We start from the raw sequence: 22,173 nt of genomic DNA, 5'->3' as shown, positions 1-22,173 counted from the left end.
GGCGATGAAAATCAGCGCATCGGACTGGGCGGCCATTGCACAACACTTCGACCGCCTGGCCGAGCTTGCTCCCGATGATCGATCGCAGGCACTGAACGCCCTCGCTCTCGACGACCGGCAACGACGACAGCTCGAACACCTCCTCGGTCAGCACGACCGGGCCGACGCACTGGGCCTGGACACCGGCGCGCCCGAACGCCTGGGTCTCGATCGCGACGCCGGCCAGGAGAACGACGAGCCGCTCGCTCACTGGCAGGGTCAGCGGCTGGGCCCCTGGCAAGTCGACGAGATCATCGGCACTGGCGGCATGAGCGTCATCTATCGCGGGCATCGCGCCGACGGTCGCTTCGACAAGAACGTGGCCATCAAGGTGCTCAACCGCGCCAACCTGATCGGCGACAGCAAGCGGCTGGACGAAGAAGTTCGCATCCTCGCGCGCCTCGAGCATCCCGGCATCGCGCGGCTGATCGACAGCGGCACCAGCGAGGCCGGGCACAGCTACCTGGTCATGGAACTGGTGCACGGCCGGCCGGTCGATGCGCACTGTCTCGAACGAAGCGCCCCGCCGACCGAAGCGGTGGACCTGGCGATCGAGGCGGCACGCGCACTCGAGTACGCGCACCAGCGCCAGGTGGTGCATTGCGACATCAAGCCCGCCAACCTGCTCGTGCGGGACAACGGCCGATTGTGCGTCGTGGATTTCGGCATCGCCGCCTTGCTCCAGCGCCAGTCCGACGCCGGCGGACGCTTGTACTGCTCTCCCGCCTACACCGCTCCGGAACGATTCCAGCGCGCACCGCCGGATACCAGCCAGGACGTTTTTTCCCTGGGCGCCGTCTTGCGGCAACTGCTCGGCGAGCGCGCCGACCGCGACCTGTCGGCCATCTGCGACAAGGCAAGCGCGCGCGATCCCGATCAGCGCTACCCGGCCATGACGGCGCTTCGCACGGAACTGGAGGCCTGGCGGGCGAAGCGTCCGGTGGAAGCACGCAACGGCGGGCGCATCTACAAGACAAGCCGATGGCTTCAGCGGCATGCCGTGGCCGCCACCCTGGGCGTCCTGCTGCTGACCAGCCTGGCCACCGGCGTGGCCGCGGCGTTGTGGCAGGCCAGCGAGGCGCGCAGCGAGGCGGCTCGTGCTGTCGCCGCGCGCGACTTCCTCATCGGTATCTTCGAGGCCGCCGACCCGGTGCTCTCCCGGGGCGAGGATCCACCGGCCTCCGAACTGCTCCGCCGAGGCGCCGAGCGCGTTCGCTCGGCCATGGCTGAGCAGCCGCGACTGCTGTCGGAAATGCTCCATGTCATCGGCCGGACCCAGCTCGAGCGTGGCTTGATTGCCGATGCCGCCAGTTCGCTCGACGAAGTGCTGTCGCTCGAGGCGACCCGTGGCATGCCCGCTCTGCATATCGCCGCGTTGTCGGATCGCGGCTTGACCGCCTACGAACAGGGCCGCTTCGGATCGTCCGTGCAGTTTCTCGAGGCGGCGCGGGAACTTGCCCTCGACCAGGGTCTGGACGGCGCCGAGCTCGATCGCATCGAGGTGCGCCTGGCGGACATGCTCCTGATCGACGAACAGGCGGAGCGCTCGCTGGCGCTCATCGAGACCGTGCTCGCCCGGTTGCCGGATGACGACCCGGGCCGGATCGACGCCATGCGGGTTTACGGCGCGGCCCTGCACGAGAACGGCCGCCTCGACGAAGCCCGACGGGTGCTCGAAAGGGCGCTGGCGCTGCAGGAGGCCCTGGACGACGACGACATCCTGCTCGCCAAGATCGAAAACGACCTGGGCGTCCTTCACTGGGACCTGCGGAACCTGGATGCCGCCGCGGCTGCTTTTGAACGATCCCTGGTTCACAAGCAGGCCGTATTCGGCGATCACCACCCGCAGACCATCTCCACGCTCGGCAATCTCGCCGGCGTCAACATGGCGCGCGGCGACCCCGCCGGCGCGGAGTCCGCCTGGCTGCGATCACTGGAGGCGCTGCGCGTCGTATACCAGGGCCCGCACCCGGACTTCGCCTACACGCGGGGAATGCTCGCCTGGTCGCACTACATGCGCGAGGATTTCTCCGGCGCCCTCGACCACGTCGAAGCGGCCATGGCCCACCGGGACGCCCTGCCCGACTCCGGGCTGTCCATGCTGGCCTGGCTGACCCCGCTGCGCGCACTGCTGCAACTGGAGCTCAACCGGCCGGTGAAGCTCGGGGAACTGGTGCAGCCCGGCCAGCCGTGCACTGAACTGGCCGACCTGAGCCAGCTGCAGCAGCGCTTCTGCATCGCCCGGCGGCTGATCGAAACCGATCCGCCGGCGGAATGCGACGCGGAATCCGTCCCTTCAGCCCCCGAGGGGGTAATGAACCAGCTGCCCGCCCGATGGCAGATGGCGCACGGGCTCCTGCGGCAGCGCTGCGCCGGCATCGAGCCCGGCCCGGTCGACGACGCCCTGCCGGGGTGGCTCGAGGACCGAGCCTCGCCCGCATCCTGAACGCACGGGGTTCCCGTTCAGAGCTCCGGCAGGATCCGCCAGAAGGCGTCGACGCAGGCGCTTCCCAGGTGTTTGCTGCGCTCCGGCGACCAGCCCACTTCCGGCATCGGCAGGTCGGCGTTGTCCTTGAACGGCATTTCCAGGGTCATCGCCAGGCAGTCGAAGGTTTCGGCCGTGTAGTCGGTGTTCTTCTTGAGATCCGAGCTGTTGGGCGCGTCAACCTCGTAGCCGACTTTCGTCTGGAAGTCCGGGCTGATCCGTGCAAGCAGATCCTCGAAGTTGTCGAGCTGCAGCTGTTTCTTCTCGTTCCACGACGGAGTGCCCTCGGCGCCGGCGATGAAGTTGTACGGCAGGGCCTCGTCGCCGTGGACGTCGAAGGCCATGTCGACGCCGGTGGCGTGCATTTTCTGGCGCGTGTAGTAGACCTCGGGCGAGTCTTCCTCCGACGGCTCGGCCCATTCGCGGTTGAGGTTGCGACCCTTCGCGTTGCAGCGCAGGTGCCCGCGCACCGCGCCGTCGAGGCACATGTTGGGCACCAGGTAGACGACGGCCTGTTCGAGCAGCTTGCGGGAGACCGGCTCCTCGGTGTCGAGCAGGCGTTCGAGGAAGCCCTCGACCCACCATTCCGCCATGGTTTCACCCGGGTGCTGCCGAGCGATGACCCAGATCTTCTTGCGGCCCTCGTCCGGGTCGCCGATGCGCAGCATGGTGTGCGCGCGTCCATCCGGGGTGGAACACAGTACCTCGGCGCGCACCCTCGGATCGACCAGCGCGGCGGCGATCAGGTTCTCGTGCTCGAGCTGGGAATACGGCGCGAAATAGGCGTAATAGACGATGTCGCTGTCGGGCCGGTGCTTGATCACCAGCTGCTTGCCGTCGAACTCGGTCGGCACGCGGAACCAGTTGACGCGGTCGGTGCTGGCCACGGCGTGGTAGTCCTCGAAACCGTCGGGATACGAGACGTCGCCGGCGTTCTCGATCGTCATCCGACAATCCGCGTCCCGCGCGCCCGAGAGCTGAAAGTGGAACCACTGCATGTGCTCGCCCCCGGCGTCGGGGCGGATCTTGAGGCGGATATTGTCGGGGCTGTCGGCCTCGAGGACTTCGATGTTGCCGCTGTCGAACTTGGAATGGATGTGCATGGGGGCTCCGGGGGTCAGGTTTAAGGTTTAAGGTTTAAGGCGGCATCGTGCGGGCGTTGCGGGGCGGCTTTGCCGCGTTGTCGTATCGACGCCCGCGTAGGTCGCGGTCGCATCCGCGACGGACGACCTGGCCGGTTTGATCACGCATCGCTCATGTGTGTAGAGATCCGAATCGTCGACCGTCGGCGATGCACGGAAGTCTATCGCAGACGTCAATCCGACACCCCCTCCTCATTCCAGCCGAAAGCTTCCGCGGCTACGCGCGCAAACTCCGCTTCCAGCGGCGCCGTCAGCTTGAGCCGGCGGCCTTCCCACGGATGATCCAGCGACAGCCGGCTGGCGTGCAGCAGCATTCGGTGGCAGCGCAGGTGTTGCCGGAACAGGCGGTTGTGGCGGCCGTCGCCGTAGGTGGTGTCGCCGATGAGGTGGTGGGATATGTGCTTGAAGTGCCGGCGAATCTGGTGGCGACGGCCGGTTTCGGGCATCGCCTCGATCAGCGCATAGCGTGCCGCTTCGAAGCCACCCACCGGAATCGGCAGCTCGCAGCTCGCCAGTCGCCTGTAGCGTGTCCTGGCCTCGCGCGGCTCGGCTTGCTTGTGCCGGGCCAGGGGATGATCAATCACGCCGTCTTCGTCGGTCCAGCCGCGCACGACGGCGCGATAAGCCTTGTCGACGCGCCGATCCATGAACGCCTGGCCGAGTTCCCTGGCGGTGTCGGAATCGAGCGCGAACAGCAGCACGCCCGAAGTCGCCCGGTCGAGGCGGTGGACCGGCCAGACGTGACGGCCGAGCTGGTCGCGCAGCCTGTGCATGACGAACACCCGGTCGGTGCCGATGCTGCTGCGGTGGACCATGATGCCCGGCGGCTTGTTGATCGCGCACAGCCATTCGTCCTGGAAGAGGATTTCGAAGGGCACCCTGCGATGCTCAGGCGTGTCGCTCGGCGGCTTCGGCGAGGCGCTCGAGGCTTTCGAGGAAGCGGCGCCGCTCTTCGGGTTCCAGGGCCTCGAGCAGGTCGCGCTCGTAGGCCAGGGCCGCCGGCACGATGGCGTCGTGAATGGCCTCGCCCTCGCCGCTCAGGTAAAGACGCTTGGCGCGACGATCCGCGTGGTTGTCGTGGCGCTCCAGCAGCCCGGAATCGAGCAGGCGGCTGACCGCACGGCTGACGGCCACCTTGTCCATGGCGGCCCGCTCGGCCACTTCGGTGGCGGTCACGCCTGGGTAGCGGCCGACGATCGCGATCACGCGCCATTCGGTCACGCTCAGCCCGAAGCGCTCCTCGTAGGTGCGCGCGATGCCGTTGCTGATGCGATTCGACAGCACCGACAGGCGATAGGGAAGGAATTGTTCGAGATCGAGCATGGTCGAATGAGGCGTGGGCCGGCTTGAAAACAGTTTCAAATGTAACTAATATCAGGGGTCTCAGGCAAGCCCGTTGCCGAATGACCACCGTATAGCCTTTTCGTTTGCAAGTCTGAAAGGAGACCGAATCATGAGCCAGTTACATCCCAATCCACTCGGTGTCGAGCAGTTCGAGTTCATCGAATACGCTGCGCCGGAGCCTGCCCTGCTGCACGACCTGTTCCAGCAGCTCGGTTTCACCGCCGTGGCGCGCCACAAGTCGCAGCCGGTCACCCTGTACCGTCAGGGCGGCATCAGCTTCCTGGTCAATGAATCGACCGACTCCTTTGCCAGCGATTTCGCGGCCGCCCACGGTCCCTGCTGCACCGGCTTCGCCATGCGCGTGTCCGACCCCGAGGCCGCCTACGAAGCCGTTCGCGCCAAGGGCGCCAAGGATGTGGAGAACAAGGCCGACACGCTGCCCATTGAAACCCCCTGCATCGAGGGCATCGGCGGTTCGGTGCTGTACCTGACCGGCGGCGAGGAAGACCTCGACAAGCATTTCGATTTCGACCCGGCGGTGGACCGTCACCCGAAAGGGGTGGACATGACCTTCATCGACCACCTCACCCACAATGTCTACAACGGCAACATGAAGCAGTGGTCGGATTTCTACGAAGACCTGTTCGGTTTCTTCCAGGTCAAGTACTTTGACATCAAGGGCAAGGCCACCGGCCTGAAGTCCAAGGCCATGAACGCCCCGAACGGCAAGATTGCCATTCCGATCAACGAGTCGGAAGACCCCAAGAGCCAGATCAACGAGTACCTCGACGAGTACAAGGGTGAAGGCGTTCAGCACATCGCGCTCTACACCGACAGCATCTACGAAACCGTCGAGTCGCTGCGCGAGAAGGGCGTCGAGTTTCTCGACACCCCGGAGACCTACTACGACGTCATCGACGAGCGCATTCCCAATCACGGCGAAGACGTCGAGCGCATGCGCAAGAACAAGATCCTGATCGACGCCGATCCCAACGACCCGGACAAGCAGCTTCTGCAGATCTTCACCAAGACCAATATCGGTCCGATCTTCTTCGAGATCATCCAGCGCAAGGGCAACGAAGGCTTTGGCGAGGGCAACTTCACGGCCCTGTTCGAAGCGATCGAACGCGACCAGGAAAAGCGCGGAGTTCTTTAGGAAAAGGTTTCAGGGTTCAGGGTTCAGGTTTCAGGGGCGGGCCTCGCCGGCTCCCGGAGCCTGGCCCGGACCTGGAGTCTTCGACGAGGAAGCATCAAGACAGCCGATCGGAGGCAAGTATGAAGAAATGGATCAGTCATTCGAAAGTCGAGGGCAAGGCGAGTCGGCAGGCGCATACCAACCTGCCCGAAGGCACCTACGAGCGCGAGATGGGCAAGGAAGGGTTCTTCGGCCCGGCCACGCACTTCTACCACGCGCACATGCCCACCGGCTGGAGCGACTTCGAGGGGCCGCTGCAGCCGCGCGCCTTCGACACCACGAAGCTCGAAGACCAGGTCGGCTCGCCGTGGCAGGCCGCGGAGTTGCTGAGCAATGCCCACTGCAAGTTCCGCTGCTGGCACTCGGACGGCAGGATGGATCACCTGGTACGCAACGGTGACGGTGACGAACTGCTGTTCATCCACGACGGCGCCGGTGAGCTGTTCTGCGACTTCGGTCACCTGAGCTTCCGCGACGGCGACTACATCATGCTGCCGCGCGGCACCATGTGGCGCATCGAGTCCGACTCACCCGTCGAGATGCTGCTGATCGAGGCGACCAACTCCAGCTACATGCTGCCCGAAAAAGGAATGGTCGGCCCGCACGCCATCTTCGACCCGGCCATGCTCGACACGCCCGAGATCGACGAGGCATTCCGCGCCCAGCAGGGCGAGGACGAGTGGAAAGTGCAGGTCAAGCGCCGCCAGCGGATCTCGACCATCACCTATCCGTTCAACCCGCTCGACGCGGTGGGCTGGAAAGGCGACCTGATGCCGGTGCGCATCAACTGGCGCGACATCCGGCCGCTGATGAGCCACCGCTACCACCTGCCGCCGTCGGCGCACACCACCTTCGTGGCGCACCGCTTCGTCATCTGCACCTTCACGCCGCGCCCGTTCGAATCCAGCGACGACGCGCTGAAGGTACCGTTCTTCCACAACAACGACGACTACGACGAAGTGCTGTTCTACCACGCCGGCAACTTCTTCTCGCGCGACAACATCCACCCCGGCATGATGACCCACCATCCCTGTGGCTTCACCCACGGCCCGCATCCGAAGGCGATGAACAACGCCTTCACGCCCAAGACCGACAAGACCGAGGAAGTGGCCGTCATGCTCGACACGCGCGATGCGCTCGATGTCACCGACGAGGCACAGAAGATCGAGTGGACGGGGTATGTGGATAGCTGGAAGCCGAAAAACTGACGTTCTCTTTTAGGTTTCAGGTTTCAGGGTTCAGGTTTCAGGCGGCAACCGCCGAAATTGCGGGGCGGCTTCGCCGCGATTGGCTTGTGCCAAACAGTCAGTGTGCTGAACTGTCGGGTCGCAATATCGTGTCGCGGCGAAGCCGCCCACCATTGCCTTGCGGTCGCCGACCTGAAACCTGAAACCTGAACCCTGAAACCTTTTTTACCATCCGAAGCCGTTACCCTGAACGCAAAACCCAAATCATCGAAAGTGATAAAACCATGAAACTAGCAACCCTGAAACAAGGCGGACGCGACGGGACGCTGGTCGTCGTCAACCGCGACCTGACCCGCGCGGTCGCCGCCACCGACATTGCCCCGACGCTCCAGGCCGCCCTAGACGACTGGGATGCGGCGGCGCCGCGCCTGGCCAGCCTGTTCGAAGACCTGATGGACGGCAAGGCCGAGGGCAGCTTCGACCTGGACGTCCAGGAACTCGCCTCGCCCCTGCAGCGCTGTTACCAGTTTGTCGATGGCTCGGCCTACCTGCCGCACGTCGAACGCGTGCGAAAGGCGCGCGGCGCCGAGGTGCCGGAGAGCTTCTTTACCGACCCGCTGATGTACCAGGCCGTGTCCGACGGCTTCCTCGCCCCCTATGACCCCATCGCCATGGCGTCGACCGAGTGGGGCATCGACTTCGAATCCGAGATCGGCGTGATCACCGACGATGTACCGATGGGCGCCTCGCCCGATGAGTGCGCCGACCACATTCAGCTGGTCACGATTCTCAACGACGTGTCGCTGCGCGGCCTGATCCCGGGTGAACTGGCCAAGGGTTTCGGCTTTCTGCAGTCCAAGCCGCGCTCGGCGCTGGCCCCGGTGGTCGTCACGCCGGACGAACTGGGCGACGCCTGGCAGGACACCAAGCTGCACCTGCCGCTCCTGACTCACTACAACGGCGACCTGTTCGGCGAACCCGAAGCCGGCGAGGACATGCAGTTCTCCTTTGCCGAACTCGTGGCCCACGCCGCCAAGTCCCGCCCGCTGGCAGCCGGTTCGCTCGTCGGCTCGGGCACCATCGCCAACCAGGACACCAGCCGCGGCGCCTCCTGCCTGGCCGAGAAACGCATGCTCGAGATCATCGCCGACGGCGAGGCCAAAACACCCTTCATGCAGTTCGGCGACGTGGTTCGCATCGAGATGAAGACGCGTGAAGGCGAGTCCATCTTCGGGGCTATCGAGCAGAAGGTGGTTCAGTACGAAAGATGAAGGAAGGTTTCAGGTTTCAGGGTTCAGGTTTCAGGTCATGACCGGGGCGCAATGGTGGGCGGCTTCGCCGCGATCCGGTATTGCCACCCGAGAATCAGCACGCTGTCTGTTTGGCACAGGCGAATCGCGGCGAAGCCGCCCCGCAATGTCGGCAGTTGCCGCCTGAAACCTGAAACCTGAAACCTGAAACCTAATTCCCAAATCCCCAAGAGCCCGAGAGCGAACAGAATGCCCCAACCCCGAAAGATGATCCTATATTCGTATTGGCGCTCCTCCACCAGCTACCGGGTGCGCGTGGCGCTCAACCTCAAGGGGCTGGATTACGAGATCCGGCCGGTGCACCTGGTGCGCGACGGGGGCGAGCAGTACGCCGAGGACTACACCGCGCTCAATCCCCAGCAGCTTGTGCCGACGCTGGTCGACGGCGAGACCGTCATCACCCAGTCAATGGCCATGCTCGAGTACCTCGAAGAACGTCATTCCGAGCCGGCCTTGCTGCCAACCGACCCTGTGGAACGTGCCCGCGTGCGCGCCATCTCGCAGGCCATCGCCTGCGAGATTCACCCGCTCAACAACCTGCGGGTGCTCAAGTACCTCACCGGCACCGCCGGCCTCGACGACAAGGCCAAGCTGGCCTGGTACCGGCACTGGGCGGAAGCCGGCCTGGCGGCGGTCGAGCGGATGCTCGACAGCCCGGAAACCGGTCACTTCTGCCATGGCGATGAACCGACGCTCGCCGATTGCTGTCTGTTACCACAGGTCTATAATGCCGAGAGGTTCGATTGCGAAATCGAGCCGTTCGAACGTATTCGCGGCATTTGCGACGCGCTCCGGGTTCTGGAGCCCGTTCGCGAGGCCGCCCCGGAAAACCAGCCGGACGCGGACTGACGCGCGTCCCTACCCGACAACAGGATGCCCGTGACCGACCCGACAAGCACCAGGACTCGCCTGATCGCCGGCGCCGCGCTGCTGGCACTGCTCTCCGCCTGCGCGACGACGCCGCCCGACCCGTCGATCCTCGACAACGCCCGCAACGCCATCGAACAGGCCGAATCCGCCCAGGCCGAGGAGTACGCGCCGATCGAGCTGCGCTACGCCAACGAACGCCTGGCCAGCGCCAGACAGGCACTCGAGAACGAGCGCCCCGACGATGCGCGCCGCCTGGCCGACCAGGCCGAGATCGAGGCCCAGCTGGCCGTGGCCCGCACGCGCGCCGCGCTGGCGCGGGCGGACCTGCAGCGCAAGCAGGAGGATCTCGATCAGATTCGCGCCGACCTGGTCGAGATCTTCGGCGAGGAGGCGATCGAGCGATGAAGGCGATACAACGACTGACCCGCAACATCGGCTGGGTGGTTCTGCTCGCAGCACTGACCGGCTGTGCCGTCCAGCAGCCGCGCGACAACGCCGCCCTGCGCAACCTTCAAAGCGACCTGGAAGAATTCCGCGCCAACACCGAGCTGTCCGACCGCGTGCCGCTGGCCCTGTCCGACGCCGAGCGCGCGGTTCGCGCCGCCGGCGCCGAAGGCCTGTCCGAATCCGAGCTGTCGCATCGCATCAACCTGGCAGCCAAGCGCATCGAGATCGCCCGGGCGGAGGCTTTTCGCGCCCAGGCCCGTGAACAGATCGACGAGGTCGAGGCCGAGCGCACCCGGCTGTTGCTGCGAGCCAGTCGCCTGGAAGTTCAACAGGCCCGCCGCGAGGCCGAGCGGGCCATGTTGCAGAGCGAGGCCGCGCGCGAAGAGGCCGACCGGACCCGCATGGAGGCGATGACGGCCGAGGAACTGCGCGAGGAGGCCGCCAGGCGCGAGGCCGACGCGCGCGAAGAAGCCCAGGCAGCGCGACGCCTGGCCGAGGCGCAGGCCAGCGAGATCGAGCTGGCGCGCCGCGAAGCCGACCTGGCCACGGAAGCCGCCGAGTCGATGCGACGCCGACTGGAGTACCTGGAGTTGCGCGAAACCGACCGCGGCGTAGTCGTCACGCTCGGCGACGTTCTGTTCGAAAGCGGCGACACTTCCCTGGAGCCTGAAGCCCGCGACCAGCTCGACGACGTCGTCAGGCTCGTCGAGGGCGAACCCGACAAGCAGATTCGAATCGAAGGGCATACGGACTCGACCGGCTCCTCAAGCGCCAACATGCGCATTTCGCGACTGCGAGCCGAGTCGGTGCGTGACGCGCTCGTCGAGCAGGGTATCGACGTCGACCGAATCCAGGCCCTGGGCATGGGCGAGGACTTCCCGATTGCCAGCAACGACTCGGCCGACGGAAGGCGCAAGAACCGCCGCGTCGACGTGATTCTGCTCAACGACTGATCGTTTTCCCGCCGACTCTTGAAGTGCGAAGGGGTCGGCGCTATAAAGTAGGTGTGATGGTTGAATTCTCGAGCGCTTCGCTCGCAGCACTTGGCCGATGCAGGCACGACGCTGACCAGCGCGTCCCGCAGGGCCGCAATTCCACCCCGAGTACACACGGGCCGCCCAAGTGCGGCCCGTTGTTCTATGCGCGGGCCGAACACCCGCGCGTATTCATGGACCCAACCCAAAAGGAGCCTGCCCATGTTCGAGAAACAGAAGGATCAGATGGAAATCCTGCTCAAGAGCAACGATGACTTCCGTCGCCTTTACAACCACCATCAGCAACTCGAGAAACGGGTCATCGCCGCCGAGAACGGCACCGCACCGATGGAAGATATGGCGCTCAACCAGCTCAAACGTGAGAAACTCCAGACCAAGGACCAGCTTACGCGAATGATGGAACAGGCACAGGCCGCCTGAGTTCCGCGTTCTTTCGTTTCCACAGACGCCCGGCTCCGCTGCCGGGCGTTTGCTTTTGCGTCCCAGAGGCTGCCACGCCTTGCTCCGAACCTTCCATTTGAGCTATCGTGGCCGGCTGGCAATCCAACCCGACCAGAGCCCCGCGATGAGCGTTTTCAACAACACCCTCGAGCTGATCGGCAATACGCCGGTCGTGCGCGTGAACAAGCTCGACACCGGCCCCTGCGAGCTCTACCTGAAGCTCGAGAGCCAGAACCCGGCCGGCTCCATCAAGGACCGCATCGCCCTGAAGATGATCGAGGCGGCGGAGCAGCGCGGTGACCTGCAACCCGGTGCGACCATTATCGAGGGCACCGCCGGAAACACCGGCCTGGGCCTGGCCCTGGTCGCGGCTCAGAAAGGCTACCGCCTGGTCCTGGTCATTCCCGACAAGATGAGCCGGGAGAAGATTTCCAACCTCAAGGCCATGGGCGCCGAGGTGGTCATCACGCGATCCGACGTCGGCAAGGGCCATCCCGAGTACTACCAGGACCTGGCCGAAAAGCTGGCCGAAGAGACCGAGAACAGCTACTTCATCAACCAGTTCGGCAATCCCGACAACCCGAAAGCGCACGAAGAGGACACCGGCCCGGAAATCCTCCGACAGATGGACGGCGATCTCGACGCCATGGTCATCGGCGTCGGCTCGAGCGGCACGATCACCGGCCTGTCGCGCTACTTCTCGAAGGCCGCGCCCGAGCTGGAGCTGGTGCTGGCCGATCCGGAAGGTTCGATCCTGGCCGACTACATCGCCACCGGCCATGTCCGCGACGACGCCGGCGGCTGGCTGGTCGAGGGCATCGGCGAGGACTTCCTGCCGAGCATCAGCGATTTCTCGCGCGTGAAGAAGGCCTACTCGATCTCCGACAAGGAAAGCTTCCTGACCGCACGGCTGCTGCTCGAGAAGGAAGGACTGTTCGGCGGTTCGTCGACCGGCACCCTGCTGGCCGCCGCGCTCAAGTACTGCCGCGAGCAGACCGAGCCGAAGAAGGTGCTCACCTTCGTCTGCGACACCGGCAACAAGTACTTGTCGAAGATGTACAACGACACCTGGATGCGCGAGCACGGCTTCCTCGACATCGACGAGCGCGGCGACCTGCGCGACCTGATCGCGCGCCCGGCCGCCACCCGCGACGCCATCACCGTGGGCCCGAACGAGCCGCTGTCGAACGCGTACAAGCGCATGAAGCTCTATGACGTGTCGCAGCTGCCGGTCGTCGACGGCAAGCGCATCGTCGGCATCATCGACGAGTCCGACCTGTTGATGGCCGTCTACGACAGCGAGGCGCGCTTCGCCGACCCGGTTTCCAGCGCCATGGTGAGCAAGCTCGAATCCGTGCAGGTCGACGGCAGCATCGACGACCTGCTGCCGATCTTCAACCGCGACCTGGTCGCCATCGTCCTCGACGGCGAGGAATTCATGGGCCTGATCACGCGCGTCGACCTGCTGAACTACCTGCGCCGACGCGCGGATCGGTAATTGTGTTCGCTGGTTGGCTTGTTCGCTGGTTAAAAGATGCCGGAACCAGGCGCACGAGCCAACCAGCCAACCAGCCAAAGAACCAACGAGCCAACGAGCCAACGAGCCAACGAACATGAAAAAACTCGCAACCCGCGTCATCCACGCCGGCCAGGCGCCGGATCCGTCGAACGGGGCCATCATGACCCCGATCTACCAGACTTCCACCTACGTGCAGGCAAGCCCGGGCGATCACCAGGGCTTTGAGTACTCACGCACGCACAACCCCACCCGCAAGGCCTGGGAAGCCTGCATCGCCGACCTCGAGGGCGGCAGCCACGGCTTTGCCTTCGCCTCGGGCATGGCCGCGGTCGATACGCTCATGCACCTGCTCGAGCCGGGTGACCATGTGCTGGCCATGCACGACCTATACGGCGGCACCTGGCGGCTGTTCGAGCGCGTGCGCCGTCGCTCCTCGGGGCTGGAATTCAGCTTCGCCGACCTGGCCGACGTCGACGCCGCGCGCGCGGCGCTGACCGACAGGACGAAGATCATCTGGGTCGAAACCCCGACCAACCCGATGCTGCAGCTGGTCGACATCGCCGCCATGGCCGAGCTCGCCCGCGAAGTCGGCGCGATGCTGGTCGTCGACAACACTTTCGCCACACCGATGCTGCAGCTTCCCATCGAGCTCGGCGCCGATATCGTGCTGCACTCGGTCACCAAGTACCTCAACGGCCATTCCGACATGGTCGGCGGCGCGCTGGTCGTCAACGACGACAAGCTGGCAGCAGACATCCACTTCATCCAGAACTCCGCCGGCGGCGTCCAGGGCCCGTTCGATTCCTTCCTGGTGATGCGCGGGGTCAAGACCCTGGCGCTGCGCATGAAGGCCCACTGCGAGAATGCCGGGCGCATCGCCGAGTGGTTGGACGAGCACCCCAAGGTCGAGAAGGTCATCTACCCCGGGCTGGACAGCCACCCGCAGAAGGCCCTGGCCGAAAAGCAGATGAGCGGCTTCGGCGGCATGGTCAGCTTCGACATCGGCGGCGACCTCGACCGCGCCCGGCGCTTCCTGGAAAACACCCACCTGTTCGCCCTGGCCGAGTCGCTGGGCGGCGTGGAATCGCTGGTCAACCACCCGGCCATCATGACCCACGGCTCGGTGCCGAAGGAAAACCGCGACAAGCTCGGCATCACCGACACCCTGATTCGCCTGTCGGTCGGCATCGAGGACGTCGACGACCTGATCGAAGACCTCTCGACCGCGCTCGACCACGTCTAGTCGGGCGCGTGCTCTTCAGAGATCTCGTCAGGCCTCTCGCAAAGGCGCTAAGGTCGCCAAGGGAATCAATACGGAAGATAGGAAGTGCCTCGGAGAACCTCGCTACTGGCAACTTGCTTTCGTCTGTTTTCTTTTCATCCTTTCATTGCGACCTTTGCGCCATAGCACAGGCTGTAGTTCAAGTGCGGCTTGCCGAAGGCAAGAAGCGCTTGAATGGAAGCCGGCCGTGCGTGCCTTTGCGAGAAGCTCTTCCCGGAGCGCTAGAATACCCACCGGATCCCGAAACCCGAGGCACCCATGCAATTTCGCCTTAAAGCCGCCTCCGGCCCGCATACCGGCCAGAACTTCCCGCTCGAGGACGAGGACACGTCGATCGGCTCGGCCGACGACGCCGACATTTCTCTCGACGGCCTGATGGAGCGTCACGCGCGCATCGTCTTCGACGGCGAGACCCTGATGCTCGAACCGGCCGGCAAGGCCTGGGTCAACGGTGAGCCGGTGCAGCGCCGACCGCTGAAGTCCGGCGACGAGATCCGCCTGGGCGAACACCGCTTCGTGCTGCAGGCGCCGGGGCTGAGGCCGCCCAGCGTACTCAAGGAGGCCGGGCCGCAAAAGAGCCGGGCCTGGTTGTGGATCTCGCTGGGCGTCATCGCCGCCGGCGGCTTAGCGGCCACGGCCTACTACTACTGGCCGCTGTCGTAAGTTCGCCGAACAGAAAACATGAAACCACCGAAAACACCGAACTCACCGAAGAATGCTCTCGTTTCGGTGTATTCAGTGTCTTCGGTGGTTACATGGGTTTGACCGCTCACCGATAGTCGATGAGCTCGCGCAACACCGACGTGGCGTAGCTGCCGGTTCCCAGTGAAAACGCCAGCTTCAGGGTTTGATCGTCGGGGAAGGCCCACTCGAGCTCGCCCACGCGCATGCGCAAGGGCCGGCGCTCCTGCTTCATGCCGAACTTGGCCAGGCCGTCGACCAGCTCGCGATGCGCCTCGAACTGCCGGTTCTCGATCGCGGCGGCTTCGCCCCCGGCCGGGCTATCGCCCTGCCCCGGCAACGGGCCGCTGGGATGGATGTCCTGCTCGTCGCAGCGGCGCAGCTGATCGGCATCGCCCGGATCGGCGGCAAAGAACGAACGGCTGCCGTCGAGTATGACCAGGTCGCCGTCGATCAGCCGGTTCCAGTCGCCGCGGGCGATCCGCTCGGCCAGCACGTGGTTGAACACCAGGCTGCGCGCGGCCGACAGGTAGAAGCCGCGCTTGGTCTTCGAGGGCTTGCGCCGCATTTCGCCGCGAAAAAGGGCATGCGCCCGGGCAATATTGTTGCCTCCGAAGCGCTGCTCACCGAAGCCGTTCGGCACCCCGTGATCGCGCACGGCGGCAAGTCGTTGCTCGAGCGCGGCAAGGTCGCCCGTCAGGTCGCGCACGAGAAGCTCGAATCGATTGCCGCGCAGCCGCCCGCGCCTGATCTTCCTGGAACTGCGCTCGGCCGACTCCACGGTAACGCCGTCGATCGACCAGGCCGACCAGTCCGGCGACTCCGTGCCGGGCAGGTGGATGGAGAAATACTGGCGAGTCACGGCGTTGCGATCCTTCAAGCCGGCGAAACCCACCTGGCGGATATGCACCTCGGCCGCACGCGCCAGGTCGGCGGCCACATCCACGGTATTGCGCTCGCGCTTGGTAACCCATAACCACAGATGCTCGCCCTCGCCATCCGGTTCGTGCCCGAGGTCTTCCTCGACCACGAAATCCTCCGGCTCGACACGGATTCGCCCGGCGACGGGCGGCCCGCCCCAGGCGAATCCGGGTTGCAAGGCCTTCTCGTCGGTCACTTGCGATCCTCGACGCGATAGACCACGGTGTTGTAGGGCCGGCGACGGTCCTTGCCGGTGAAGTGGGCGCCGATGTAATAGGTCTTGCCCGCCTCGACCACGACTTCGATTTCATTGATGTCGTCGTCCTCGCGCAGGCGACCGCGCATCGAACTCAGGCCGCCGGGATTGGTGATCTCGGCCGAGACCGTGAGCACGTACTTGCCCGGCTCGATCCAGAAAACCTCGCGCGGAATGATCTGCTCGCCGTCGATGGCGACGATCTTGACCGGGTAGATATCCCGGGCAGGCTGACCCGGCGTGCCGACGATGGAGCCGGCATCCTCGCCGGGGTTGGCGAACGGCTGACCGGCCGCGGCCGGCAGCGCCATCAGGCCGATCGCGAGACCGGACACCAGGCCGAATAACGTCTTTCTTGCTTGCATGACAACCTCCTTGGGCTTTGTCCTGTTCATCGATCCACCGTCAGGATGGGCTCGCACGGGCATCCACACCATGGAACTTGCCTGAAATTCTTCTGAAATTGCCCTGAAAGCGGCCAAAGCGCCGAACTCAATCCTCGGCCCGCACCCCGTCGTCGAACAGGGTCGGCCAGGCTTCGACCAGATCGGCCGCCATGGCGTCGGCCACGGCGCGCACTTCGAGCGACGTTCCGGGCTCGCCCCGCACCGTCGTCGACCACAGGATCCGTCCCGGCGGCACGGAAAGCAGTCGCAGCTCCGCCCGCCAGCCTTCCTCGGCGTTCCCGGTGACGGCCCCTTCGATCAGAAGCTCGACACCGAGATCGGCCGCCACCGAGGACACGACATCCTCACGATCGACATAGGGGCGCAGGCTGGTCCGCCCGATCAATTCCAGGCCGGCGACCGGCCGGGTCAGAAGCTCGGCCAGCAGGGTATCGGCCATGAGCAGCCCGACGTGTTCGGGCAAGTCGGCGCTCTCACCGTAAGTCTCGAAGGGCAGGATGGCAAGGCTGTAGTCGCCCGCTCGTTCGGGTGGGGCATCCTCCTGCGCCGCCAGCCAGACGCCGTAGCCGACCGCGATGAACAGCGGCAGCAGGGCGGCGAGGATAACCCCGACCAGCCAGCCGGGACCACGGCGACTCGCGCGAATCGGCGCGGCGTCGATGCGGTAGCCCCGCCGCGGCACGGTTTCGATCAGGCCGTCAGGGCCTCCGGCCGAGCGGATGGCCTGCCTAAGCTCGCGCATCAGCGCGGCCAGGCCGGCCTCGAAGTCGACCACCGCGTCCTCGCCCCAGACAGCGTCGTGCAGCTGCTCACGCGGCACGACCTCGCCGGCGTGGTCGAGCAGTTGCCGCAGCAGCCGGGCCGCCTGCGGCCGCAGGCTGACCGCCTGCCCGCCGCGCTCGGGACGCAAGCGCCCGTCGTCGAAGCTGAACACCAGGTTGGCAAAGCGATAGGTATGCATTCGGCCGCCGCGATCAGCCCTGGGGCTCGGCGTCCTCGGGATCGACGATCAGAAAGAATGCCTCGCCCTCCCGGATCAGGCCCAGCTCGGAGCGGGCCCGCTCCTCGATCGCATCCAGTCCGGCGCGCAGGTCCTCGACCTCGGCGGCAAGTGCCTCGTTGCGCTTCTCGAGCTCCGCGTTCTCGGCCCGCTGATCCTCGACCAGTTCCCGCAGGCTGCGCATTTCGCTGAACTGGCGCCACAACTGAACCTGGAAGAACAGCAGGATCACCAGCAGGGCAATCAGGATGATGCGCATGCGCCCTCCGCGGCAGTCAGCATGCCTTCGATGATGCGCCGGTAGAGTCCGGGCAGCAAGACCAGATCGTCGACGGCGATACATTCGTCGACCTGGTGAATCGTGGCGTTGACCGGGCCGAGCTCCACCACGGGAATGCCGCGCGGACCGAAGAAACGGCCGTCGGAGGTGCCGCCACCCGTATCGGCCAGTGCGTCGATGTCGAGTAATTCACGGCAGGCTTCCGCGACCACGCCCGGCAACGGCCCGGTTGCCGGCCCGAATGGCTCGCCCGAGACGCGCCACTCGAGTTCCCAGCGCCCGGGGTCGTGGCGCTCGACCAGCTCGCGCAGCTGCGATTCGAGTTCGTCCGAGCGGCTGTTGGGGTTGTTGCGCAGGTTGAACCAGACCTCGAGCACCCCGGGCGTGACGTTGTCGGCACCGGTTCCGGCGCGAACATTGGAGATCTGCAGCCGCGTCGGCGGAAAGTAATCGTCGCCGTCGTCGAATTCGAGCCGACCCAGCGCGGCCAGCAGGGGACCGGCCCGGTGCACCGGATTCTCGCGCGGATCGGCGTAGGCGGTGTGGCCCTGTATGCCGTGGACATGCAAGCGCCCCTGAATGGAGCCGCGACGACCGATCCGGATCACGTCGCCCAGGCGCTCGCGGCTGGACGGCTCGCCGACCAGGCAGGCGTCGGGCATCAGGCCACGATTCTCGAGCTTGGGAACCACCGCCCGCACGCCGTGGCGAGCCGGACCTTCCTCGTCGGAAGTCAGCAGCAGGGAGATCGTCCCGGCGTGGTCCGGATACTCGGCCAGGAAGGCCTCCAGCGCCAGCACGAAGGCCGCCACCGAGGACTTCATGTCCGCCGCACCCCGGCCGTAGAGCGCGCGGTCGCGGATTGTCGGCTCGAAGGGCGGCGAGGCCCAGTTCGCTTCCGGCCCCGGCGGCACGACGTCGGTATGCCCGACCAGCATCAGGTGCGGCGCGCCGTCGCCGTGGCGCGCGAACAGGTTTCGAACCTCCTCGACATCGATCGACTCGACCGTCATTCCGGCGCGCTCGAGCCGGTCCGCGATCAGCGGCTGGCAGCCGGCGTCCTCGGGGGTGACCGACGCGCGCGCGATCAGCTCGCGTGCCAGGTCCAGTACGGCATCGTGTTCAGCTTGTGAGGAGGCAGTCGCCATGGGGGTGAAGCTTACCGTATTCACCGACATTCATCGGAAGCACCAAATCCGAAATCTCAAATCCGAAACAAATTCGAAATTCAAATGTTCAAATGATCGAAACAACATCGTTCTGGCCCAGGTGACCTCTGCCCCGCCCGGAATGCAGGCATAGACGACACTATTTCGACCGCCATTCGGTGCATATGTATGCCCCACGTTCGGACCGTGAACACGCATAGTGCCCGGCGGAGGAATTTTGGTCATTTGAACATTTCGATTTTGAATTTGTTTCGGATTTGAGATTTCGGATTTGGTACTTCTTGCATTGGAGCCTGCCACTGCCCGAAAAATGGCCGATAATCCCCGCAATCTCCCGCAGTTTTCTACCGCATGCTCAATAAATGGCGCCAACGACGCTGGCAGCGCAAGGTCGAGGCCGCGATGCCTTCGCACGAGGATGTTGCGGTTGTTGCAGGGCATTTTCCGATCCTGGCGGCGATCAAGGGTGAGGGCGCCGAACGGCTGCGTTGCCGCGCCGCCGAGATCCTGGCCGGCAAGACCTTTCTCGGCGCCGGCGGGATGGAGCCGGAGTACCTCGACTGCCTCGCCATCGCCTTGCTCGCCGCCCGACCGATCCTCAACCTGGGCATCGGTGCCTACGGCGACTTTCACACCTTTATCCTCTACCCCGACGAGTTCATCGCCGAGGAAGAATACGAGGACGAGGCCGGCGTGGTCAGCCACGGCCGCGACCTGCGCGCGGGCGAGGCCTGGGCGCGCGGCCCGGTGGTGCTGTCGATGGCCGACGTGATGGACTCCGCCCAGGGCCAGGGTTTCGACGTGGTCGTCCACGAACTCGCCCACCAGATCGACCAGCTCAACGGCGACATGGACGGGTTTCCGCCCCTGCACCCGGGCATGGATGCCCAGGAGTGGTCGCGCACCTTTTCCGAAGGCTTCGAACGGCTCAGCAGTTCACTCGACCGCGACGAGGAACCGGCCATCGACCCGTATGCTGCGGAGTCGCCCGCGGAGTATTTTGCCGTCACCAGCGAGTACTTCTTCGATGCGCCACAGTGGCTCGAGCGTCACGAAAGCGGAGTCTTCAGGCTTTTGCAGGCGTTTTACCGGGGTGGGAGCGTCTGAGAAGGCGCCCTGAGTGTGGAAATTCGAAATTCGAAGTCACTCCACCCCCGGCCCCCACAGCATCCGATCCAGCGCCCGCTCGGGACTGAATCGTTCCAGGTCGATTGCATCGCCCTCGAACTCGACGCCCTCCTCTTCCAGCCGTCGGCGCTGTTCTGCGGCCTTGGCACTTTCTTCGGGAAAGGAGATCTTCCCCTGCGCATTGACCACGCGGTGCCAGGGCAGCGCCATTCTCTTCGGCGCGCGGCCGAGCGCCATACCGACCAGGCGTGCCCGCCCGGGCAGGCCGGCCAGGCGCGCGACCGCGCCGTAGTTGAGCACGCAGCCGCTGGGGATACCGGCCACCGCGTCCCAGATGCGCTGGTAGCGGTCGGCATCGGAGACCGGGTCAGTCGTCTTTTTCTTCTGGTCGTTCATTCGAACGCTCTCGAACGATTCCGAGTGTGTGCGAGACGATGCCATTGAGGATATTGAGCTCGTTCTCGTCCGGTCTCGCGCGCAGGTACAGACGCCGCAGGCGCTGCATCAGGCGCTTGGGCTGGCGCGGGTTGAGGAAGCGGATGGCCAGCAGGGATTCCTCCAGGCGCTGGAAGAAAAACTCCAGGCGCTCGGGCTCGACCGGCTCCCAGTCCGGCGGCGGCGTCTCGCCCGGCCCGCCACCGAGCAGGGCCAGGTGCACCTCGTAGGCCAGTATCTGCACCGCCTGGGCGAGGTTGAGCGAGGAGTACTGCTCGCTCGTCGGGATATTGACCAGCCAGTGGCAGTGGCGCACCTCCTCGTTGTTGAGCCCGCTCTTCTCGCGCCCGAACACCAGCGCGACCTCGTGCTTGCCGGCCTCGACCACGGCCTTCCCGGCGGCTGTGCGCGGGTCGAACAGCGGCTGCGGCAAGGAACGCAGGCGCGCGGTGGTGCCCAGTACCAGGGGGCAGCCGGCGATGGCGTCCATGAAGTCATCGACCACCACGGCATCGGCCAGGACGTCGTCGGCGCTGGACGCCATGGCGGTGGCCTCGCCGGACGGGAACTTTGACGGCGAGACCAGGTAGAGGCGCTCGAGCCCCATCACCTTCATCGCCCGCGCCGTCGCGCCGATATTGCCCGGATGCGTCGTGCCGACCAGCACGACCCGGATGTTGCTCGCTGGATTCGTCATGGGCCAGATTCTACCGCCTGAGCTTCATCGCGCATGCAGCAAGTGGCTTCTCGAATCGGCAGAACCTGGGATAATCCTTTATCCTTACGGGTTTGGCACTTCAGTTGCTCCCGCGATGAATAACCCCTATCTCAATATTGCTTCCGAGGCCGCGCGGCGCGCCGGTGATATCGCGCTGCGATACCGCTCGCGCCTGGAAGGGATTCCAGTCGAGCGCAAGGCCCGGCACGACTACGTCAGCGACGTGGATCGCGCCTGCGAACAGGTCATCCGCGAGCACATTCTCAAGCTCCATCGCGATCACGCGATCCTGGGTGAGGAAGGCGGTCATACCGGCGACAGCGACCACGTCTGGATCGTCGACCCCATCGACGGAACCAGCAACTACCTGCGGGGCATTCCGCACTTCGCCATCTCGATCGCCCTGCAGATCAAGGGCCGCCTCGAGGCCGGCGTGGTCTACGATCCGATGCGCGAGGAATTGTTTACCGCCAGCCGCGGCCAGGGCGCCTTCCTCAACAGCCAGCGCATACGAGTTTCCGGGCGCAAGGAATTGGCTTCGGCCGTGGTGGCCACCGCCTTCCCGTTTCGCCAGCGACGCCTGATGGACGCCTACCAGGGCATGTTCAACGCCATGTTCGACAAGGTGGAGGATTTCCGCCGCGCCGGCACGGCCTCGCTGGACCTGGCCTACGTCGCCTGCGGCCGCCTGGACGGCTACTGGGAGCTCAACCTCAAGCCCTGGGACATCGCCGCCGGGGCCCTGCTCGTCCAGGAAGCCGGCGGCGTGGTCATGGACGTTGCCGGCGGCGACCAGTGGTTGCATTCCGGCCATATCCTGGCCGCCCCCTTCAAGCTGATCACGCCGATGCGCGCGGCGATCGAGCCGCACGTCACCGAAGGCATCAGGGCGCGGGTCAACAAGAAGGCCGCCGAGGAATAA

23 protein-coding genes are annotated in these 22,173 nt (G+C 65.3%); 13 read left to right on the top strand and 10 right to left on the bottom strand.

What is annotated here, in order from left to right:
• Positions 1–4: 4 nt before the first annotated feature.
• Positions 5–2,485, top strand: a complete 2,481-nt coding sequence (locus ACDC67_RS06070) for a protein kinase domain-containing protein (protein ID WP_376691473.1) — start codon at positions 5–7, stop codon at positions 2,483–2,485.
• Between the two features lie 17 nt (positions 2,486–2,502).
• Here ACDC67_RS06070 and ACDC67_RS06065 read toward each other — a convergent pair whose 3' ends face one another.
• From ACDC67_RS06065 to ACDC67_RS06055, 3 genes are all read right to left on the bottom strand, one after another.
• Positions 2,503–3,627 (bottom strand): M14 family metallopeptidase, encoded by a 1,125-nt coding sequence (locus tag ACDC67_RS06065; protein ID WP_376691472.1) that lies wholly within the window; start codon positions 3,625–3,627, stop codon positions 2,503–2,505.
• Positions 3,628–3,839: 212 nt separating this feature from the next.
• Positions 3,840–4,544: a pseudouridine synthase gene (locus ACDC67_RS06060; RefSeq protein ID WP_376691471.1), complete on the bottom strand. Its 705-nt coding sequence runs from the start codon at positions 4,542–4,544 to the stop codon at positions 3,840–3,842.
• 10 nt (positions 4,545–4,554) lie between these two features.
• On the bottom strand, positions 4,555–5,028 hold the full coding sequence (locus ACDC67_RS06055) for a MarR family winged helix-turn-helix transcriptional regulator (RefSeq protein WP_376691470.1): 474 nt from the start codon (positions 5,026–5,028) through the stop codon (positions 4,555–4,557).
• Positions 5,029–5,119: 91 nt separating this feature from the next.
• Here ACDC67_RS06055 and hppD point away from each other — a divergent pair, with 91 nt between their 5' ends.
• The 10 genes from hppD (at position 5,120) to ACDC67_RS06005 (ending at position 14,919) form a co-directional block, all read left to right on the top strand.
• Positions 5,120–6,166 (top strand): 4-hydroxyphenylpyruvate dioxygenase, encoded by a 1,047-nt coding sequence (gene hppD, locus ACDC67_RS06050; protein WP_376691468.1) that lies wholly within the window; start codon positions 5,120–5,122, stop codon positions 6,164–6,166.
• A gap of 119 nt (positions 6,167–6,285) precedes the next feature.
• Positions 6,286–7,413, top strand: coding sequence for a homogentisate 1,2-dioxygenase (locus ACDC67_RS06045; protein ID WP_376691466.1), 1,128 nt, complete (start codon positions 6,286–6,288; stop codon positions 7,411–7,413).
• Between the two features lie 263 nt (positions 7,414–7,676).
• Positions 7,677–8,663, top strand: coding sequence for a fumarylacetoacetate hydrolase family protein (locus tag ACDC67_RS06040; RefSeq protein ID WP_376691464.1), 987 nt, complete (start codon positions 7,677–7,679; stop codon positions 8,661–8,663).
• 246 nt (positions 8,664–8,909) lie between these two features.
• Positions 8,910–9,551, top strand: coding sequence for a maleylacetoacetate isomerase (gene maiA / locus ACDC67_RS06035; RefSeq protein ID WP_376691462.1), 642 nt, complete (start codon positions 8,910–8,912; stop codon positions 9,549–9,551).
• A 30-nt stretch (positions 9,552–9,581) separates the two neighbouring features.
• A complete protein-coding gene (locus tag ACDC67_RS06030; RefSeq protein ID WP_376691461.1) occupies positions 9,582–9,977 on the top strand; it encodes a DUF4398 domain-containing protein in 396 nt (131 codons plus the stop codon).
• Positions 9,974–10,972: an OmpA family protein gene (locus ACDC67_RS06025; protein WP_376691459.1), complete on the top strand. Its 999-nt coding sequence runs from the start codon at positions 9,974–9,976 to the stop codon at positions 10,970–10,972. Before ACDC67_RS06030 ends, ACDC67_RS06025 begins: the two co-directional genes overlap by 4 nt.
• A 243-nt stretch (positions 10,973–11,215) precedes the next feature.
• Positions 11,216–11,434 (top strand): YdcH family protein, encoded by a 219-nt coding sequence (locus tag ACDC67_RS06020; protein ID WP_376691457.1) that lies wholly within the window; start codon positions 11,216–11,218, stop codon positions 11,432–11,434.
• A gap of 145 nt (positions 11,435–11,579) precedes the next feature.
• Complete coding sequence (locus ACDC67_RS06015) at positions 11,580–12,953, top strand: pyridoxal-phosphate dependent enzyme (RefSeq protein WP_376691456.1); 1,374 nt, start codon at positions 11,580–11,582, stop codon at positions 12,951–12,953.
• A gap of 13 nt (positions 12,954–12,966) precedes the next feature.
• Entirely contained in the window at positions 12,967–14,217 is a 1,251-nt protein-coding gene (locus ACDC67_RS06010) for a cystathionine gamma-synthase (RefSeq protein WP_376691454.1), read from the top strand.
• A 297-nt stretch (positions 14,218–14,514) separates the two neighbouring features.
• Complete coding sequence (locus ACDC67_RS06005; protein ID WP_376691452.1) at positions 14,515–14,919, top strand: FHA domain-containing protein; 405 nt, start codon at positions 14,515–14,517, stop codon at positions 14,917–14,919.
• Between the two features lie 106 nt (positions 14,920–15,025).
• Here ACDC67_RS06005 and truD read toward each other — a convergent pair whose 3' ends face one another.
• From truD to dapE, 5 genes are all read right to left on the bottom strand, one after another.
• Positions 15,026–16,054: a tRNA pseudouridine(13) synthase TruD gene (truD, locus tag ACDC67_RS06000; RefSeq protein ID WP_376691451.1), complete on the bottom strand. Its 1,029-nt coding sequence runs from the start codon at positions 16,052–16,054 to the stop codon at positions 15,026–15,028.
• The gene (locus tag ACDC67_RS05995) at positions 16,051–16,479 is read right to left on the bottom strand and encodes a hypothetical protein (RefSeq protein WP_376691449.1); all 429 of its coding nucleotides are present in this window, start codon (positions 16,477–16,479) and stop codon (positions 16,051–16,053) included. Before ACDC67_RS05995 ends, truD begins: the two co-directional genes overlap by 4 nt.
• A gap of 127 nt (positions 16,480–16,606) precedes the next feature.
• Positions 16,607–17,482 (bottom strand): winged helix-turn-helix domain-containing protein, encoded by an 876-nt coding sequence (locus ACDC67_RS05990; protein ID WP_376691448.1) that lies wholly within the window; start codon positions 17,480–17,482, stop codon positions 16,607–16,609.
• Positions 17,483–17,495: 13 nt separating this feature from the next.
• Positions 17,496–17,780, bottom strand: coding sequence for a septum formation initiator family protein (locus ACDC67_RS05985; protein WP_376691446.1), 285 nt, complete (start codon positions 17,778–17,780; stop codon positions 17,496–17,498).
• On the bottom strand, positions 17,765–18,949 hold the full coding sequence (gene dapE, locus ACDC67_RS05980; RefSeq protein ID WP_376691641.1) for a succinyl-diaminopimelate desuccinylase: 1,185 nt from the start codon (positions 18,947–18,949) through the stop codon (positions 17,765–17,767). Before dapE ends, ACDC67_RS05985 begins: the two co-directional genes overlap by 16 nt.
• A gap of 372 nt (positions 18,950–19,321) precedes the next feature.
• On the opposite strand from dapE, the gene ACDC67_RS05975 reads away from it, so the two are divergent.
• A complete protein-coding gene (locus ACDC67_RS05975) occupies positions 19,322–20,077 on the top strand; it encodes a M90 family metallopeptidase (protein WP_376691444.1) in 756 nt (251 codons plus the stop codon).
• A 36-nt stretch (positions 20,078–20,113) separates the two neighbouring features.
• Here ACDC67_RS05975 and ACDC67_RS05970 read toward each other — a convergent pair whose 3' ends face one another.
• Together ACDC67_RS05970 and ACDC67_RS05965 are read right to left on the bottom strand one after the other, a co-directional pair.
• Complete coding sequence (locus ACDC67_RS05970; protein ID WP_376691443.1) at positions 20,114–20,494, bottom strand: MGMT family protein; 381 nt, start codon at positions 20,492–20,494, stop codon at positions 20,114–20,116.
• Complete coding sequence (locus ACDC67_RS05965; RefSeq protein WP_376691441.1) at positions 20,466–21,230, bottom strand: RNA methyltransferase; 765 nt, start codon at positions 21,228–21,230, stop codon at positions 20,466–20,468. Before ACDC67_RS05965 ends, ACDC67_RS05970 begins: the two co-directional genes overlap by 29 nt.
• 115 nt (positions 21,231–21,345) lie before the next feature.
• On the opposite strand from ACDC67_RS05965, the gene ACDC67_RS05960 reads away from it, so the two are divergent.
• On the top strand, positions 21,346–22,173 hold the full coding sequence (locus tag ACDC67_RS05960) for an inositol monophosphatase family protein (RefSeq protein WP_376691439.1): 828 nt from the start codon (positions 21,346–21,348) through the stop codon (positions 22,171–22,173).

Source organism: Wenzhouxiangella indolica (genome assembly GCF_042310355.1).
Lineage (GTDB): Bacteria > Pseudomonadota > Gammaproteobacteria > Xanthomonadales > Wenzhouxiangellaceae > Wenzhouxiangella.
The sequence above is the reverse complement of the archived record's forward strand: the minus strand, read 5'-3'. Positions and strand labels throughout refer to the sequence as shown.